Origin of the sequence: Collinsella sp. TF06-26 (genome assembly GCF_002232035.1) — a bacterium.
Lineage (GTDB): Bacteria > Actinomycetota > Coriobacteriia > Coriobacteriales > Coriobacteriaceae > Collinsella.
Genome location: NZ_NKXR01000001.1, coordinates 136,605 through 152,437 on the forward strand (window position 1 = coordinate 136,605; position 15,833 = coordinate 152,437).

General features: G+C 55.1%; 14 protein-coding genes. All 14 read left to right on the plus strand.

Translation table 11 applies throughout. The features are described 5' to 3' along the window. Positions 1 to 469 precede the first annotated feature (469 nt). The gene (locus tag CHY22_RS00555) at positions 470 to 901 is read left to right on the plus strand and encodes a zinc ribbon domain-containing protein (RefSeq protein WP_089571655.1); all 432 of its coding nucleotides are present in this window, start codon (positions 470 to 472) and stop codon (positions 899 to 901) included. 224 nt (positions 902 to 1,125) lie between these two features. Then, a complete protein-coding gene (thrS, locus tag CHY22_RS00560; protein ID WP_089571656.1) occupies positions 1,126 to 2,889 on the plus strand; it encodes a threonine--tRNA ligase in 1,764 nt (587 codons plus the stop codon). Between the two features lie 326 nt (positions 2,890 to 3,215). After that, on the plus strand, positions 3,216 to 3,806 hold the full coding sequence (locus tag CHY22_RS00565) for a hypothetical protein (protein WP_089571657.1): 591 nt from the start codon (positions 3,216 to 3,218) through the stop codon (positions 3,804 to 3,806). An 85-nt stretch (positions 3,807 to 3,891) separates the two neighbouring features. After that, entirely contained in the window at positions 3,892 to 4,644 is a 753-nt protein-coding gene (locus CHY22_RS00570) for a sugar transferase (protein ID WP_233502798.1), read from the plus strand. Positions 4,645 to 4,853: 209 nt separating this feature from the next. Continuing rightward, positions 4,854 to 5,420: a WecB/TagA/CpsF family glycosyltransferase gene (locus CHY22_RS00575; RefSeq protein ID WP_199408707.1), complete on the plus strand. Its 567-nt coding sequence runs from the start codon at positions 4,854 to 4,856 to the stop codon at positions 5,418 to 5,420. Continuing rightward, entirely contained in the window at positions 5,421 to 6,479 is a 1,059-nt protein-coding gene (locus CHY22_RS00580; RefSeq protein WP_089571660.1) for a polysaccharide biosynthesis protein, read from the plus strand. A gap of 1 nt (position 6,480) precedes the next feature. Then, positions 6,481 to 7,698 carry an NAD-dependent epimerase/dehydratase family protein gene (locus tag CHY22_RS00585; RefSeq protein WP_089571661.1) on the plus strand — a complete coding sequence of 406 codons (1,218 nt, stop codon included), beginning with the start codon at positions 6,481 to 6,483 and terminating at the stop codon, positions 7,696 to 7,698. A 4-nt stretch (positions 7,699 to 7,702) separates the two neighbouring features. Then, the gene (gene wecB / locus CHY22_RS00590; RefSeq protein WP_089571662.1) at positions 7,703 to 8,884 is read left to right on the plus strand and encodes a UDP-N-acetylglucosamine 2-epimerase (non-hydrolyzing); all 1,182 of its coding nucleotides are present in this window, start codon (positions 7,703 to 7,705) and stop codon (positions 8,882 to 8,884) included. 2 nt (positions 8,885 to 8,886) lie between these two features. After that, entirely contained in the window at positions 8,887 to 9,402 is a 516-nt protein-coding gene (locus tag CHY22_RS10240) for an acyltransferase (RefSeq protein ID WP_089571663.1), read from the plus strand. Positions 9,403 to 9,404: 2 nt separating this feature from the next. After that, positions 9,405 to 10,481, plus strand: a complete 1,077-nt coding sequence (locus tag CHY22_RS00600) for a glycosyltransferase family 4 protein (protein WP_089571664.1) — start codon at positions 9,405 to 9,407, stop codon at positions 10,479 to 10,481. Further along, positions 10,481 to 11,299: a glycosyltransferase gene (locus tag CHY22_RS00605; protein ID WP_089571665.1), complete on the plus strand. Its 819-nt coding sequence runs from the start codon at positions 10,481 to 10,483 to the stop codon at positions 11,297 to 11,299. The genes CHY22_RS00600 and CHY22_RS00605 overlap by 1 nt, the downstream gene beginning before the upstream one ends. A gap of 3 nt (positions 11,300 to 11,302) precedes the next feature. Further along, the gene (locus CHY22_RS09880; RefSeq protein ID WP_143759186.1) at positions 11,303 to 12,541 is read left to right on the plus strand and encodes a hypothetical protein; all 1,239 of its coding nucleotides are present in this window, start codon (positions 11,303 to 11,305) and stop codon (positions 12,539 to 12,541) included. A gap of 144 nt (positions 12,542 to 12,685) precedes the next feature. Further along, positions 12,686 to 13,300: a glycosyltransferase gene (locus CHY22_RS00610; RefSeq protein ID WP_089571666.1), complete on the plus strand. Its 615-nt coding sequence runs from the start codon at positions 12,686 to 12,688 to the stop codon at positions 13,298 to 13,300. A 227-nt stretch (positions 13,301 to 13,527) separates the two neighbouring features. Continuing rightward, the gene (locus tag CHY22_RS00615) at positions 13,528 to 15,831 is read left to right on the plus strand and encodes a polysaccharide pyruvyl transferase family protein (protein ID WP_089571667.1); all 2,304 of its coding nucleotides are present in this window, start codon (positions 13,528 to 13,530) and stop codon (positions 15,829 to 15,831) included. Positions 15,832 to 15,833 lie beyond the last annotated feature (2 nt).

A 15,833-nucleotide genomic window follows, 5' to 3' on the forward strand; every position in this document is an offset into this window, starting at 1 on the left:
TGACAGGCTGTCAATAAGACTATCCTACGGCCTGCACATCCCCAGTGCGGCGGCAATGCGGCGAACAGCCCCGCAACACCCGCCAACGGCAGGCGAGGGGAGACTCGGCAACGTCGACAACCTCGTCTGCCAACAACTACGGCAACCGTTCGTCTCAATCTGTAACAGTTAGCAGAGGATTTGGGTTGTAGATGTTACAGATCAAGACAAACCTTCCGACGGATTTTGAATGTCTCGATCTGTAACAGTAAGAGGGGTTTTGGGGCTCAAGATGTTACAGATCGAGATTGAAGTCGGGGAGGGACCCCTGTGTCTCGATCTGTAACACCTAGACCCTTATTTGCCGAGTAACTGTTACAGATTGAGATGTTTGTGTCCACGGTGGCCGCCGGGCCCCACCAGGGTCCCGCTCGAACGACCCCCGTGTTACACTAAACCGGACTATAAATAATCCGAAAGGTACACCTCAATGTCCAAATACATCAACGAGCTCATGTCGCCGCAGCTTATGGGCGTCATCTATGCCTTCGTGGGCTTTATCATCGCCCTGTACGTGCTGTCGGTCGTCTATGTGTTCATCGACGCTCGCCGCCGCGGCGCCAGCGCCTACGTGGCATGGGGCATCATCGCCCTCATCCCGTTTGTGGGCCTCATCGCCTACCTGGTCCTGCGTCCGCACTCCTACGCGGCCGACCGCGAGGAGCAGGAGCTTGACATGGCCCTGCGCGAGCGCCAGCTTGCCCAGTACGGCACCTGCCCGCAGTGCGGCGCGCCCATCGAGAAGGACTTTGTGGTCTGCCCGGTGTGCGACACCCAGGTTCGTAACGTCTGCCCCAGCTGCCATCGCCCGCTCGATGCGCACTGGAAGGTCTGCCCCTACTGCCGAACTCGCATCCAGTAACGCATCCATCGCCGGGCCGGACGCAAGCCACGGGCACGCCGCAAGCCACGCGCGCCCCACACCCCACCCCACACGATGAAGCATGCGTAGAAAATCGCCCGCCGTGCCATTAAGGTGCGGCGGGCGCTTGTATACCAAGGCAACCTGCCTATAATGATGCAAGTTAAAACGCCGAGCGCATCGCACGCACTTGCATCAGGCATCCGAGAGGAGAAAACATACCCATGAAGGCACTCTACAATGACGGTTCGGTGGCCGAGCTCCCGCAGGACGAGGTCACGCACGTCATCCGCCACTCTGCCGCGCACATCATGGCGCAGGCCATCAAGCGTCTGTACCCCCAGGCCGACTTTGCCTACGGTCCCGCGACCGACAACGGCTTCTACTACGACGTCGACCTGCCCGAGGGCGTCAAGATCAGCGAGGACGACTTCCCCGCGATCGAGGCCGAGATGAAGAAGATCGTCAAGGAGAACCTCAAGTTTTCCGTGTACGAGAAGCCCCGCGCCGAGGCCATCGCCCTTATGGAGGAGCGCGGCGAGAAGTACAAGGTCGAGCACATCGGCGACCTGGACGACGACGCCCGTATCACCTTCTACCAGCAGGGCGACTACATCGACATGTGCGTCGGCCCCCACATCTGCTACACCAAGGCGCTGAAGGCCTTTAAGCTCACTGGCGTCTCGGGCGCTTACTGGAAGGGCGACAAGGACAACAAGATGCTCACCCGCATCAACGGCGTCGCCTTTGCCACCAAGGAAGAGCTCGACGAGCACATGCACATGCTGGAGGAGGCCAAGAAGCGCGACCACCGCAAGATCGGCCGCGAGATGGACCTCTTTATGATGCGCGACGAGGCCCCCGGCTTCCCGTTCTTCCTGCCTAATGGCATGATTCTTAAGAACACGCTGCTGGACTACTGGCGCGAGATCCACCACAAGGCCGGTTACGTGGAGATCTCCACGCCGCTTATCATGAACAAGCAGCTGTGGAAGACCTCGGGCCACTGGGACCACTACAAGGACAACATGTACTCCACCGTCATCGACGACGAAGAGTACTGCATTAAGCCCATGAACTGCCCGGGCGGCGTGCTGGTGTACGCCTCCAAGCCGCACTCCTACCGCGAGCTGCCCATCCGCGCCGGCGAGATTGGCCTGGTGCACCGCCACGAGCTGCGCGGCGCCCTGCACGGCCTGTTCCGCGTGCGCTGCTTTAACCAGGACGACGCCCACCTGTTTGTGCGTCCCGACCAGCTGACCGACGAGATCGTGGGCGTGGTCAACCTCATCGACTCCGTGTACCAGAAGTTTGGCTTTAAGTACCACGTTGAGCTTTCCACCCGCCCCGAGGACTCCATGGGTTCGGACGAGGATTGGGCTCGCGCCGAGGAGGGCCTGCGCACCGCTCTGGAGAAGCTGGGCATGGACTACGAGGTCAACGAGGGCGACGGCGCCTTCTACGGCCCCAAGATCGACTTCCACCTGGAGGACTCGCTCGGTCGTACCTGGCAGTGCGGCACCGTCCAGCTCGACTTCCAGATGCCGCTCAACTTTGACCTGGAGTACGTGGACGCCGACGGCACCAAGAAGCGCCCCATTATGCTGCACCGCGTGTGCTTTGGCTCCATCGAGCGCTTCATCGGCATTCTGATTGAGCACTTTGCGGGCAAGTTCCCCACCTGGCTGGCTCCCGTTCAGGTCAAGGCACTTCCGGTTTCCGAGAAGAGCCGTGACTACGCCCACGAGGTGTGCGCCAAGCTGGAGGAGGCCGGCATCCGCGTGGTCTGCGACGACCGCGACGAGAAGATCGGCTACAAGATCCGCGAGGCCCGCAGCATCGACCGCGTGCCCTACATGCTCATCCTGGGCGAGAAGGAGGTCGAGGCCGGCAACATCTCCGTCCGCGATCGTTCCAACGAGACCGTTCAGATGAGCGTTGACGAGTTTGTGGCCAAGGTACTCGAGGAGATCAAGACCCGCGCCTAAGGCAAACTTCACAACAATTAACAAAGGCGACTGTCCACAAAGGGCGGCCGCCTTTTTCATGCCGAAATAAGAAAAGCCGCTGGTTGAGCGGCCTTTTTTTGTTGCACAAAAAGGTACAGGTTTTTGTATCTTTCGACAAACGACATTATACGAGCAATTAATCAGCGTTTGTCCAGATTACGCAAAATGCACTGCCGGTAGATACATCTCCATACCCCTCTACAAAAACCTGTACTTTTGCGACTGCGCCTAGCTGCGAGCGAGAAGCCTGTTCTAAACGCCCCTGCATTTGCGTGAATCGCAAAGCAAAAAGAGGGGGCGAGAACATGGAACAGACGGCACGGCGCCAAGAGCAGCTGCCGGGCGCATTTAACGGCGCCACCACCAACAGCCAGCACGGCCGCGTCCGCTGGTATCTGGTCCACACCCCCAATGGAAAAGAGCGCGAGATCTGCGAAAAGGTCCGCTGCATTATTCCACACAACCTTATGCAGGACGCTTTTGTGATGCAAAAGGAGTTCTGGTTTAAGCGGGACGGCGCCTGGTCGCTCCAAACCAAACCCATGTACAAGGAATACTTCTTCGTCGCCACGCACGATGCCGCTGCGCTCGATAGGGCACTGGCCCAGTTGAGCTTTGGCTGCCGCATCGCCGGCAGTAGGGAGCGGGCGTACATGCCCATGCCGGACGATGCTCAGGATTGGTACCGCAGCGTTCTGGACGACGACGGCGTGGTGCGCAACAGCGTTGCGCGCATAGAAGACGGCGTGCTGCATATAGAGCAGGGGCCCTTGGTGGGGCAAGAGGCCCGTGTAAAGAAGATCGACCGTCATAAACGCTGGTGCCTGGTGGACGTGGGCGAAGGCGACTCCGCATTTAGGGAGTTACTTCCGCTCGACGTGCCCAGCAAAACGTAAGGGAGACGTTGCACCGGCAAATCATTCGTTTTTTGAATTCATGGACGGGGGGGGGGTTCCTGGGGACAGGGACGTAAGTTTTATCGTGACTGCTAATAAAGAAGTGACAGAGAGCAATGCGCCCGTAGGGGCGGCGCTGATTGCTCAGGCCATGGACCGGCGTGAGGGCGTCGGCCGCAACAAGGCCATGCAATCCATCATGGACTGGGATCGTTCGCGCCTAGCCTACCGCACCGTTAAGCGCGCGTTCGACATTGTGTTCAGCGGTGTTGTGCTCGTGGTCATCGCGATTCCCGGCCTTGTGCTCGCGGCACTCATCCGCCTGGAGAGCGAGGGCAGCCCCTTCTACAGCCAGATCCGCGTGGGACAGACCCGCCCCGACGGTAGCCTGACCACCTTCCGCATGTGGAAGTTCCGCTCCATGTACAAGGACGCCGACGAGCGCCTCGCCGAGCTCAAGGGGCAGAACGAGATCGCCGGCGCCATGTTCAAGATGAGGGAGGACCCCCGCGTCACCAAGATCGGCAGGTTCATCCGCAAGCACTCCATCGACGAGTTCCCGCAGTTCCTCAACGTGTTCTTTGGCCAGATGTCCGTCGTCGGTCCACGTCCGCCGCTGCCGAACGAGGTGGCGGAGTACACCGAGTACGACCTGCAGCGCCTTGCGGTGAAGCCCGGCATCACCGGCTGGTGGCAGGTGACCGATCGAAATTCAACGGGTTTCGACGGAATGGTCCAGCGCGACCTGGAGTACATCGCCAAGCGCGGCGTCATCACGGATCTCAAGATCGTGGTCCTCACGGTGATCGAGGTCATCACCGGCAAGGGTGCGTGCTAATGCTTCGGGACTATTCAAAATTCGTTGAGCTCAAGCGTGTTCCCGTGATCGATGTTCCGATCACGGGAACCAATATGTCTGAGTGCGTCGAGTTTCTCACTCGCCATATAGATGAGCTACATGGCGAGTATATTTGCGTATCCAATGCTCACACGTCGGTTATGGCTCATGACGACCCTTCCTATTGGGCCTGCCAAGCAGACTCCCTCATGTCCGTTCCCGACGGCAAGCCTTTATCTGTTGTCGGACGTAAAACAATAGAGTCAATGGGGCGTGTAACTGGACCCGATCTAATGCGAGAGATATTCAACATTTCCTTGCAGCAAGGATGGAGCCATTACTTCTATGGTAACGAGCAGAAGAATCTCGACGCTCTCAAGAATTCACTTCAAAAGGAATATCCGGGCCTGGAAATCGCTGGTATGGAGCCTTCGGTCTTCCGACCGCTCTCCGACAGCGAGAAGCGAGACCTTTCGCGACGTATCGCTGATTCGGGTGCAGACTTCGCATGGATTGCGCTGGGTGCGCCTCGCCAGGAAGTCCTCATGCATGAGCTTAAAGGTGGCCCTCAGCCAATAATGATCGGTGTCGGGGGAGCCTTCAATGTCCTCGCCGGAGTGGTGCCGGAGGCACCAATCTGGATGCAGGACTTGAGCCTCGAATGGCTATACAGACTTATCCAAGAGCCGAAACGGCTTTTCAAGCGATACCTCATTACTAACACTAAGTTTCTCTTTTACCAGTTCACGGGCGCAAAACGCAAGGAAGGCAAGTAGATGAAATCCACGACCGCATTCAAAGACAAGACCCTCATGATCACGGGCGGCACCGGCTCGTTCGGCAACACCGTGCTCAAGCACTTCATGGACACCGACCTGGCCGAGATCCGCATCTTCTCCCGCGACGAGAAGAAGCAGGACGACATGCGCCACCGCCTGCAGGAGAAGTCGCCCGAGCTCGCCTCCAAGGTGCGCTTCTTCATCGGCGACGTCCGCAACGCCCAGAGCGTGCGCGACGCCATGCACGGCGTGGACTACATCTTCCACGCCGCCGCCCTCAAGCAGGTGCCCTCCTGCGAGTTCTTCCCCATGGAGGCCGTCCGCACCAACGTCATCGGCACGGACAACGTCCTGCACGCCGCCATCGACGAGGGCGTGGACCGCGTCGTGTGCCTGTCCACCGACAAGGCGGCCTACCCCATCAACGCCATGGGCAAGTCCAAGGCCATGATGGAGTCCATCATCTACGCCAACGCCCGCAACGGCGCCGGCCGCACCACCATCTGCTGCACCCGCTACGGCAACGTCATGTGCTCGCGCGGCAGCGTCATCCCGCTGTTCATCGACCGCATCCGCAAGGGCGAGCCGCTGACGGTCACCGACCCCAACATGACCCGATTCCTGATGAACCTTGACGAGGCGGTCGACCTGGTGCAGTTCGCCTTCGAGCACGCCAACCCCGGCGACCTGTTCATCCAGAAGGCGCCTGCCTCCACGATCGGCGACCTCGCCGAGGCGGTCCAGGAGGTCTTCGGCCGCGTGGGCACCCAGGTCATCGGCACCCGCCACGGCGAGAAGCTGTTCGAGACCCTCATGACCCGCGAGGAGCGCCTGCGCGCCGAGGACATGGGCGGCTACTACCGCGTGGCCTGCGACTCGCGCGACCTGAACTACGACAAGTTCGTCGTCGACGGCGAGGTGGAGACCCAGGCCGACGAGTCCTACACCTCCCACAACACCGAGAGGCTCGACGTGGAGGGCACCATCGCCAAGATCAAGACCGCCGAGTACGTGCAGCTGGCGCTCGAGGGCCGCGAGCACGAGGCGGTGCAGTAGGGTGCGCGTACTCGTCACCGGCGCCAGGGGCTTCGTCGGGAGGAACCTCTGCTGCGCGCTGAAGAACGTCCGCGACGGCAAGGACCGCCGAGCCAAGTATCAGCAACTCCTTCCCCTCGAGGTCATGGAGTACGACATCGACTCCAGACCCGAGGAGCTCGACGGGTATTGCTCCCGCGCCGACTTCGTCTTCAACCTGGCGGGCGTCAACCGCCCCGAGGACCAGGCGGAGTTCATGGAGGGCAACTTCGGGTTCGCGTCCACGCTGCTGGAGACGCTCGAGCGCCACGGCAACACGTGCCCCGTCATGCTCTCCAGCTCCGCGCAGGCGAGCCTGTCGGGACGCTTCGAGGGCTCGGTCTACGGCGAGTCGAAGCTCGCGGGGGAGGGGCTGTTCCGGGAGTACTCGGAGCGCACCGGCGCCCCGGTGCTCATCTACCGTTTCCCGAACCTCTACGGCAAGTGGTGCCGCCCGCGCTACAACTCCGCCGTGGCCACCTTCTGCGACGCCATCGCGAACGGCCGCCCCTACACCGTGAACGACCCCTCCGTGGAGCTCGAGCTCCTCTACATCGACGACCTCGTCGGCGAGATGCTGGGCGCCCTTTTGGGCGAGGAGCACCGCTGCGGTTACGTGGGCCTCGAGAGGGTAGAGGGTGACGAGTTCTGCTACGTCCCTAAGACCGACGTTAAGACCCTGGGCGAGATCGTCTACCTGCTCGACAGCTTCCGCGACAGCCGCGAGACGCTCGCGGTGCCCGACCTTTCGGAGGGCTCCTTCTCCAAGAAGCTCTGGAGCACGTTCCTGTCCTACTACGAGCCGGGGAACTTCGCCTACGGCCTCAGGCCCAACACCGACGGCCGCGGCTCGTTCACGGAGTTCCTGCGCACGCCCGAGCGCGGCCAGGTCTCGGTCAACGTGTCCAGGCCCGGCATCACCAAGGGCAACCACTGGCACATGAGCAAGTGGGAGAGGTTCCTGGTGGTCTCCGGCACCGCCTCCATCAAGCTCAGGAAGGTGGGGGAGGACTCCGAGGGGGACCCGTTCCCCGTCGACGAGTACATAGTTTCTGGGTCTGACATGCGCGCCGTGGAGATGATCCCGGGCTACACGCACTCCATAACCAACCTGTCCGACGCCGAGGACCTCGTGACGGTCATGTGGGCAAACGAGCCCTTCGACCCCGAGAACCCCGACACTTACTACGAGGAGGTCTAGCCGCATGGGCAAGGACTATTCCGATATCGCATTCGAGGACGATGGTCGCTTGAAACTGCTGATCATTGTGGGCACGCGCCCCGAGGTCATCCGCCTGTCCGAGGTCATCAAGAAGTGCCGCCGCCACTTCGACTGCCTGCTGGCGCACACCGGGCAGAACTACGACTACACGCTCAATGGCATCTTCTTTCGCGACCTGTCGCTGGACGACCCGGACGTCTACCTGGACGCCGTGGGCGCCGACTTGGGCGAGACCGTGGGCAACATCATCGCCGCAAGCTACAGGCTCATGGTCCAGGTGGAGCCAGACGCGTTGCTGATTCTGGGTGACACCAACAGCTGCCTGTCCGCCATCGCGGCCAAGCGCTTACACATCCCCATCTTCCACATGGAGGCGGGCAACCGCTGCAAGGACGAGTGCCTGCCCGAGGAGACCAACCGCCGCATCGTCGACGTCATCTCCGACGTCAACCTGGCCTACTCCGAGCACGCTCGCCGCTACCTCAAGGACACCGGCTGCGCCCCCGAGCGCACCTACGTCACCGGCTCGCCCATGGCGGAGGTCCTGCGCGCCAACCTGGACAAGATCGAGGCGTCGGACGTCCTTACCGAGCTCGGCCTTGAGCCCAAGCGCTACATGCTGCTCTCGGCCCACCGCGAGGAGAACATCGACACTGAGACGAACTTCACGAGCCTGTTCACCGCCATCAACGCGCTCGCGGAGAAATACGACATGCCGATCCTGTACTCCTGCCACCCGCGCTCCCGCAAGCGCCTGGAGGCCACCGGCTTTAGGCTCGACCCGCGCGTGCGCATGCACGAGCCCATGGGCTTCCACGACTACAACTGCCTGCAGATGAACGCCTTCGCCGTGGTGTCCGACTCCGGCACGCTTCCCGAGGAGTCCAGCTTCTTCGCGAGCGTCGGCCGCCCGTTCCCGGCGGTGTGCATCCGCACCTCCACCGAGCGCCCGGAGGCGCTTGACAAGGCGTGCTTCACGCTGGCCGGCATCAGCGAGCGCGGCCTGCTCCAGGCCGTCCGCACCGCCGTCGAGCTCGACGCCGAGGGGTCGCTGCCCGAGGCCCCCGTGCCCGACTACGCCGACGAGACCGTGTCCACCAAGGTGGTCAAGATCATCCAGAGCTACACCGGCGTCGTGGACAAGATGGTGTGGAGGAAGGCTTAGCCATGGGTCTCGTCTACAAGATTCTCGACGGTGTCTCACGTGCCTATAACAAGCTTCTTCTAATGCCCTCGTTGCGCCGCTCCTTTGCTGCATGCGGCGAGAATGTAACTCTCGGCCGCCGCAGCGAGATCGCCGGAGCCGGCAATATCTACATGGGCCATGACGTGTACCTAGGTCCTGGAACGACGCTGCTCACGACCCGAGCGAAAATTCGCATCGGCGACTATGTCATGAGCGGACCCAACCTTACTGTTATCACCGGCGATCACCGCACCGACATCCTCGATCGCCCCATGATGGAACTAACCGATGAGGACAAGCTCCCCGATAATGACCAAGATGTCGTTATCGGCAATGACGTGTGGATGGGTAGCGGAGTGACGATTCTCAAGGGCGTCAACATCTCTAATCACTGCGTAATTGCTGCAGGCGCTGTGGTGACCAAAGATGTGGAGCCTGAGTATTCAATTTGGGGGGGGGTTCCCGCTCGCTGCTTAGGTTCGCGGCTTAAAGGATAACGATGGTTTCATCTAAAAATATAGTACACGCGAAAGTTCTAATGGTCGGCCCCGACCTTTCTTTGCACGGCGGAATTGTTTCCGTCGTACAGGGCTATCTGGATGGGGGTCTTCCCGAGGCGTGTGACGGCTTCGACTACTTGGGGACAGGGGTCGGCTGCTCTAAGCTCGCTAAATCCTTCGCCTTCGCCCGGGCTCTTGCTCGATACGCGATGGCCATGCCTTCCTACGACATCGTTCACCTGCACATCAGCGCGCGTGGCTCCTACAGGCGCAAGTCAATCATGGCGCGCATGGCCCATAAGGCAGGCAAACGCGTGATCTTGCACGATCATGACGGTGAGTTCAAGAAGGCCTTCGAAGAGAGCGATGACGCCTACCGCCGCGATGTAAGGGAGACCTTCGGCATAGCGGATCGCGTCGTTGTGCTCTCGGAGGAGTGGCGCGATTACTTCGCTGAAAACGTTTGCGATTCGGGGAAAATCGATGTCGTCCATAACGGCGTTAAAGTGACGGCGAAGCCATGCTCACCTTGTTCGCGTCATGACGTCCTGTTTTTAGGACGCCTTGACGCGCGCAAGAGCCCCGATGTGCTCTTGCGCGCGTCAAGGGATGTCCTGTCGTGTTTTCCGGACACGAAAATCGTGTTCGGTGGAGATGGTGAGGTCGAGAAGAATAAACAGCTCGCTGCGGAGCTCGATATTGCCGACCGATGCGAGTTCCTCGGCTGGGTCACGGGCGACGAGCGTGAGGCCCTTTTCGAGCGCGCTGCTGTGTACTGTCTGCCCTCGAAAAACGAAGGCATGCCTATGAGCGTGCTCGAAGCAATGGCTCGAGGTATTCCGACGATTGCAACTTCGGTTGGAGGTATTCCACAGGTCATCAGGGATGGAGTAAATGGCTACCTTATGCCTGTCGATGATGAATCAAAGCTATCAGGGCTGTTGTGCACGTTGATGGGTTCTGAGGACCTTCGTTTGAGCATCGGTCGCGCCGGCAGGTCGACTATTTCGGGAAGATTTAACGTTAAGAGAAATGTAGATGCGATTGTTCAACTCTACAAGGAGTTGGTGGATTAGTGGTCGAGAGAACGCCTAAAACGATTTACTACTGTTGGTTTGGTGATGGGGAGCTTTCTGCGACTGCTCAGAAATGTCTTCTCTCATGGGAAAGATATGCACCTGGCTATTGCATCACACGTTGCGATGAGCGGTTGTTCGATATCGAGTCAACGCCGTGGACTAAGGCGGCCTATGCTGCCGGTAAATATGCGTATGTAGCAGATTATGTGCGCTTCTGGGCCGTTTATAACTTCGGTGGGGTCTACATGGACCTGGGGAGCGAACTTGTTCGTGATATAACTTCGCTCTGTGAAACATTTTCACCGTTTTCGGCAATTGAAGAATTGTCAAAAACGGTGAATACAGGGTTGATAGTTGCCGCACCGCGTCATAACCCTTTGCTTGCGGAAGTACTTGATGCGTATGACTCCACACAATTCAGTGACGACCCAGGTTTTCTAAATGATCATACCGTTAATCAGATGTTTACTCGCGTTCTCGAGGCTCATGGGTTTGTACGCGAGAATCGAGGGCAGAACGTTGGCGAATGGACTTTGCTTCCTTCCTCTGCATTTAATCCGGTATATGGATTTGGCGGGTATCACATAAAAAATGATACCTACAGTGTGCATCACTATTCTGCTTCTTGGGCTGAACCTAAATTTAGGACTAAGGGAAAAATTGTCCGCCTATTATCGCCTTTTATTGGTAGACGAGCTGCACAGATAGTAGGTAGGACGATCGCCGAGATTAAGCATAACGGCTTGATTTCCGGTACGGATAACTTGATTAAGCTGACGAAGAATAACGTGAAACAGCCGACAAATAGGAGGTGAATGATGGTCATAACAACTCAGATAAAAAACTGTTGTTCAAATTGTAGCCAGATTAATAGCGAATCTAAACCAGAAATGAATAACGACAGTGCGGTAATGCATTCATTTCTGAAGTTACCAGCTTTGTATGTAATTGGTTTCAGTGTTCTATATTTGCGCTCTGTCCTCTCAATAACAACGCTCGTGGAACTTCCCGATGCTCTGGATAAAAGTCTACTATTAATCGCCAGCGCTTTTCTTCTACTTCATTGTGTTTCTAAGCTTGATCTATACAGCAAGCATATAGCTCTGATTGTTTTGTCTGTCAGTATTGGTTTCATTAGTTATTTAGTGTCCGGCGAGACTGCATCTTTTGTTGTTATTTTAGCCGTTCTTTCAACGGCTTCGATAACTGATATAGATTGTGTAGTTCGATACTGGCTATTTCTCTCCGTGGCTTTGATGCTGTTTTTAATTACTATGTTTGCCATTCAGATGGTTTGTGACCCTCAGGGTATTAAGTATTTTTCTCGCTTGTCCGACAGCGGTCTAATTTTGAAAAAACGTTGGTCCTTTTATTTTTCACACCCAAATATGTTTGGCGCTATGGTTTTAATGTCCTGTAGTGCTTTTGTATATTTGTATCAAAATCGAATTGGATTTATCCACTATTTCCTAATCCTCCTGATTGCGTTGTTCGTTTTTGCTTTATCGGACTCGAAAACTTCTTCGATATTAATATGTTTGCTAGTTGTACTTTCAGTCATACAGAGACTCTTTCGACTATTTGATACTGCTCAAGCGAGAATACTAGTTGGGTTACTCCCGCTGGGCGCTTTTCTTATCGTTTATTTGGTTTCGGGACCTCTTTATACCAGTTCTTTGGGCGGCTTATTAACGGGCAGAATATCCCTATGGCACGCCTGTTATGTTAATCAGGGTTTATCGCTGTTCGGCAATAAGTTTATTGAATCAACGAGTATTGGCGTCAACGGCTGGACGTACTATTACACAACTCTTGACTGTGCTTATGCATCAGGTTTATTTGTTCTCGGTATTGCTTTCTCTCTATGGTTCGTTTGGGCAGTATGGAAATGCGCAAGATGGCGAGGCTATGATTCAGGAAGAGTTTTACCGGCTTTGATTATCATGCTGGTACTTGGTTTTTCTGAGGTACATATTTTTACTTTTGCTATTTGCTATGTGAACTTGTTTCTAGGCAGGCCCCTTTTTGAATTTCCGGAGCGGACTTGCATCGGCTAAGTATCTCAGAGTGGATTTTCTGTTTTTGATTTACTGGTTTGACTGATGTTTTAACCAGCAACTTAAAGAAATAGCCCAATAGATATCAATCTGTGTGCGCTGCTCATGTAAGTCAAATTAGCTATTTTGCTGATAGGTGGGATTATGCCAAATAAAATATTTGATGGGATGATTCGCGGTCAAGTTGGATTGGACTCGATTGGCACCATCATTTCTGCTTTTCAATCGGAGAGAGTTATTGCTCAAAGCTTTTCTGGTGCCTTGAAAATCGGCCAGTCGCTACTTCGGGCTATTGTTGTGGATGATAGTTCGACCAACAATTCAGTCGATATTGTCGCTCGGTCATTCGTGGAAGATGAGGGAGTTAGTTTATTACACAAAAACCATTCCGGTTGGCCTGCTGCGCGAAACGCTGGTTTCGCCGCCGCTCGTGGCGATTGGATTATGTTCCTTGATGTCGACGACTACCTTTTGGCTGGAGACTATGAGACGCCTGGTGACTTGGCTGTCTTAAATGATCTTGGGCTTATTGTCTGTCATTATTCGCGACCCAATTTTGCCCCGGCGCACGCCCAAGATGCAGCAACGGTGAGATCTGCTTTCTCTGTAAATCATCTGAATTGGTTAAATATTCCAGTGCAGCCGGTCTCATCGCACTGCGCTCGGTCCATTCTGCGCTCGACCTGTCCAAGTTCGAGCCCGACGGCTTCCGTATGCCGAATTGGGAGGAAGAACTGGGAGAGTATTCGTCCTCGTTGACTGGGATTTTGCGACATTATTAAAAGTTTTCGGGGTGTCGCTTCATATGATGTGTATCACGGGTTTCAGCAATCGTTTTCTACTTATGTTGTCAAATATAGTAAATAACGTTTGATTGGGTTGATGGTTAGGGAGGACTCTTCCAAAGTGCCTCCTCAGCTCAATCCCTTTATAGGTTGTACTCATCTTCTTTTTCACACGTTTACTCTTAGATTGGATTGTTTTGTATGTTACCAAAGGACAAAGTCGCACTTTCGACTTGGTTTTCGTATCATAACTATGGAACGGCGTTACAGGTAACCGCTTTGTATCATTTATTAAGCGAGCTTGGAAAAGACGTTGATGTTGTAAATTATATCCCTGTCGGTAAGTGCATAAATAGACCAGACTATAAAGGCGTTGGCCCGTATTTCTGCGAGCTAATTAGTAAGGCATTTAATAAGGTCTTTAATAGGTCGTATACCCCAGCATCTCGTGAAAAGTTATTCGATGCGTTTCTTGATGAGCATTTGTCCTTTACAGCTGAGTGCTTGATACAGCCTGATTTTGAGCGATTGAACGATTACTACGATATTTTTGTTTGTGGTAGTGATCAGATTTGGAATCCGTCTTTTTACAACTCTCGTTATTTTTTTGATTATGTTTCAGATAATCGAAAAAAGGTTTCCTATGCACCTAGTGTTGGGAATTCTAAGGTTGACGACGAAGACGTCGCTCGTTGCATGAAGAAGCTCTGCAGCAGGTTTGATGCGCTTTCTACGCGTGAGGAATCTGGCAGTAAAATCGTATCTGAGCTTACGGGGAGGGATGTCGAAACCGTAATTGATCCTACCTTGTTGATGAGTTCTTCTGACTGGAATAGTCTCACCGGAGAAGCGGTTGCGCCTTCGGAGCCCTATATGCTTGCATATATGCTGGGATATAACAAAGACCATTGGAAAAGGGTCTACGAGTTGGCTTCTTTGCTCGACTTGCCGGTTCGCATTATTCCTGTGTTTAAGAGAGATCTTAAGAGGGGAGGCTGTATCACGGATCCTGTTGGCCCCGCGGAATTCGTATCGCTAATTGCGAACGCGAGCTACGTATGCACGGATTCTTTCCATGGCGTTGCCTTCTCAATTAATCTCAACCGTGATTTTTGCGTATTTGAGAGATTCAAACGAGGAGCCTCTGGTAGCCAGAATTCTCGCATCTACAACATTCTTGATAAGATGAGTCTCCAGGCAAGGCTTGCTCTCGATGGTGTTTCGAATGAGGAGCTTATTAACAAAATTGAATGGACAGAGCCCAATAATCTGCTTTTGGCTCAACGTGAGCATTCGCTTAATTGGTTGAAAAACGCGCTTGCCCTTGAGCCCTCTTTTGACAATGTCAAAAACAGCATAAAGAAAAATCGCTCGCTTTGCTGCGGCTGTGGTGCTTGCGAGGTTGCTTGTCCGGTTGACGCGATTTCCATGAAGCTTGATGAAGAAGGCTTTTGGAGGGCGAATGTTAACGAGGATAAATGTATCTCGTGTGGTAAGTGCCGTAAAGCATGTCCGTTAATCCACCATGAGAACGCCTTGCCCGTGGAGCAAGGAAAGCTGTATTCATTTAAAACGCAAGACGTGTCTCAGCTTATGCATTCCTCGAGTGGTGGCGCTGGAGCGGCGATTGCGGCCGCTGCCTCTTCCGATGGCGCGTATGTACTCGGCTGTGCCTACGAAGACGGCCGTGGAGCTGTAGGTAAGCTGGTGAGCCCCGGTGATTCCGAGGGACTCTCTAGTCTTGCGGGAAGTAAATATACTCAAGAGGAAGTGCGCGATGAGCTCAAGCATGCTGCTGACTGCGGTGGCCAATTGTTTGTTTTCGGCACTCCATGTCAGATTCAGGCTGCGCGTAATCTCTTTAGCGGGCATGAAGATGTTACCTATGTTGACTTTGTTTGCCACGGAGTCCCTTCTCGTCATCTTCTAAGCCGTTATTCGGATTGGCTTAACCGTTGTTATGGCCTCGATCCGCAAAGGCTGCATGTCAATTTTCGATACAAACCCCGAGGTTGGAGAGAGAGATATATATATACGAGCGATGGCTCCTCTGAATCTTGTCGTAGCCAACACGAGGACCCTTACTTTCTTTTGTTTGAGGCTGGGCAGTGCTACGGTCAGTCATGTTATGAGTGCCCGTGGAGGGCAACAAGCGCCGCCGATCTTCGAATGGCAGATTACTGGGGCCCTCGATTCTCCAAAGATGAGACGGGCGTCAGCATGCTTCTTGCTTCGACCGAGCGTGGCGAGAAGATCATCGCTGATCTCAGGCAAGCTGGAGCTGTTTCTGAACAGCCTTTCTCTGACTATAACAAGTATCAACAGACCAAGAACTTCCGTATGCCTGTGTTCCGAGATGTGCTAATTGACGCTCTATCCGATCCGTCTTCTAACATCCAAGACATAAGTGATCAATTTGCTTTGCCTGTTGCTCAGGAACGGAAGGCTATGAGGCGGCTGAATCCCTTAAAGGAGATCGCCAAAAAGATTCTTAAGAGAGGTTAGTG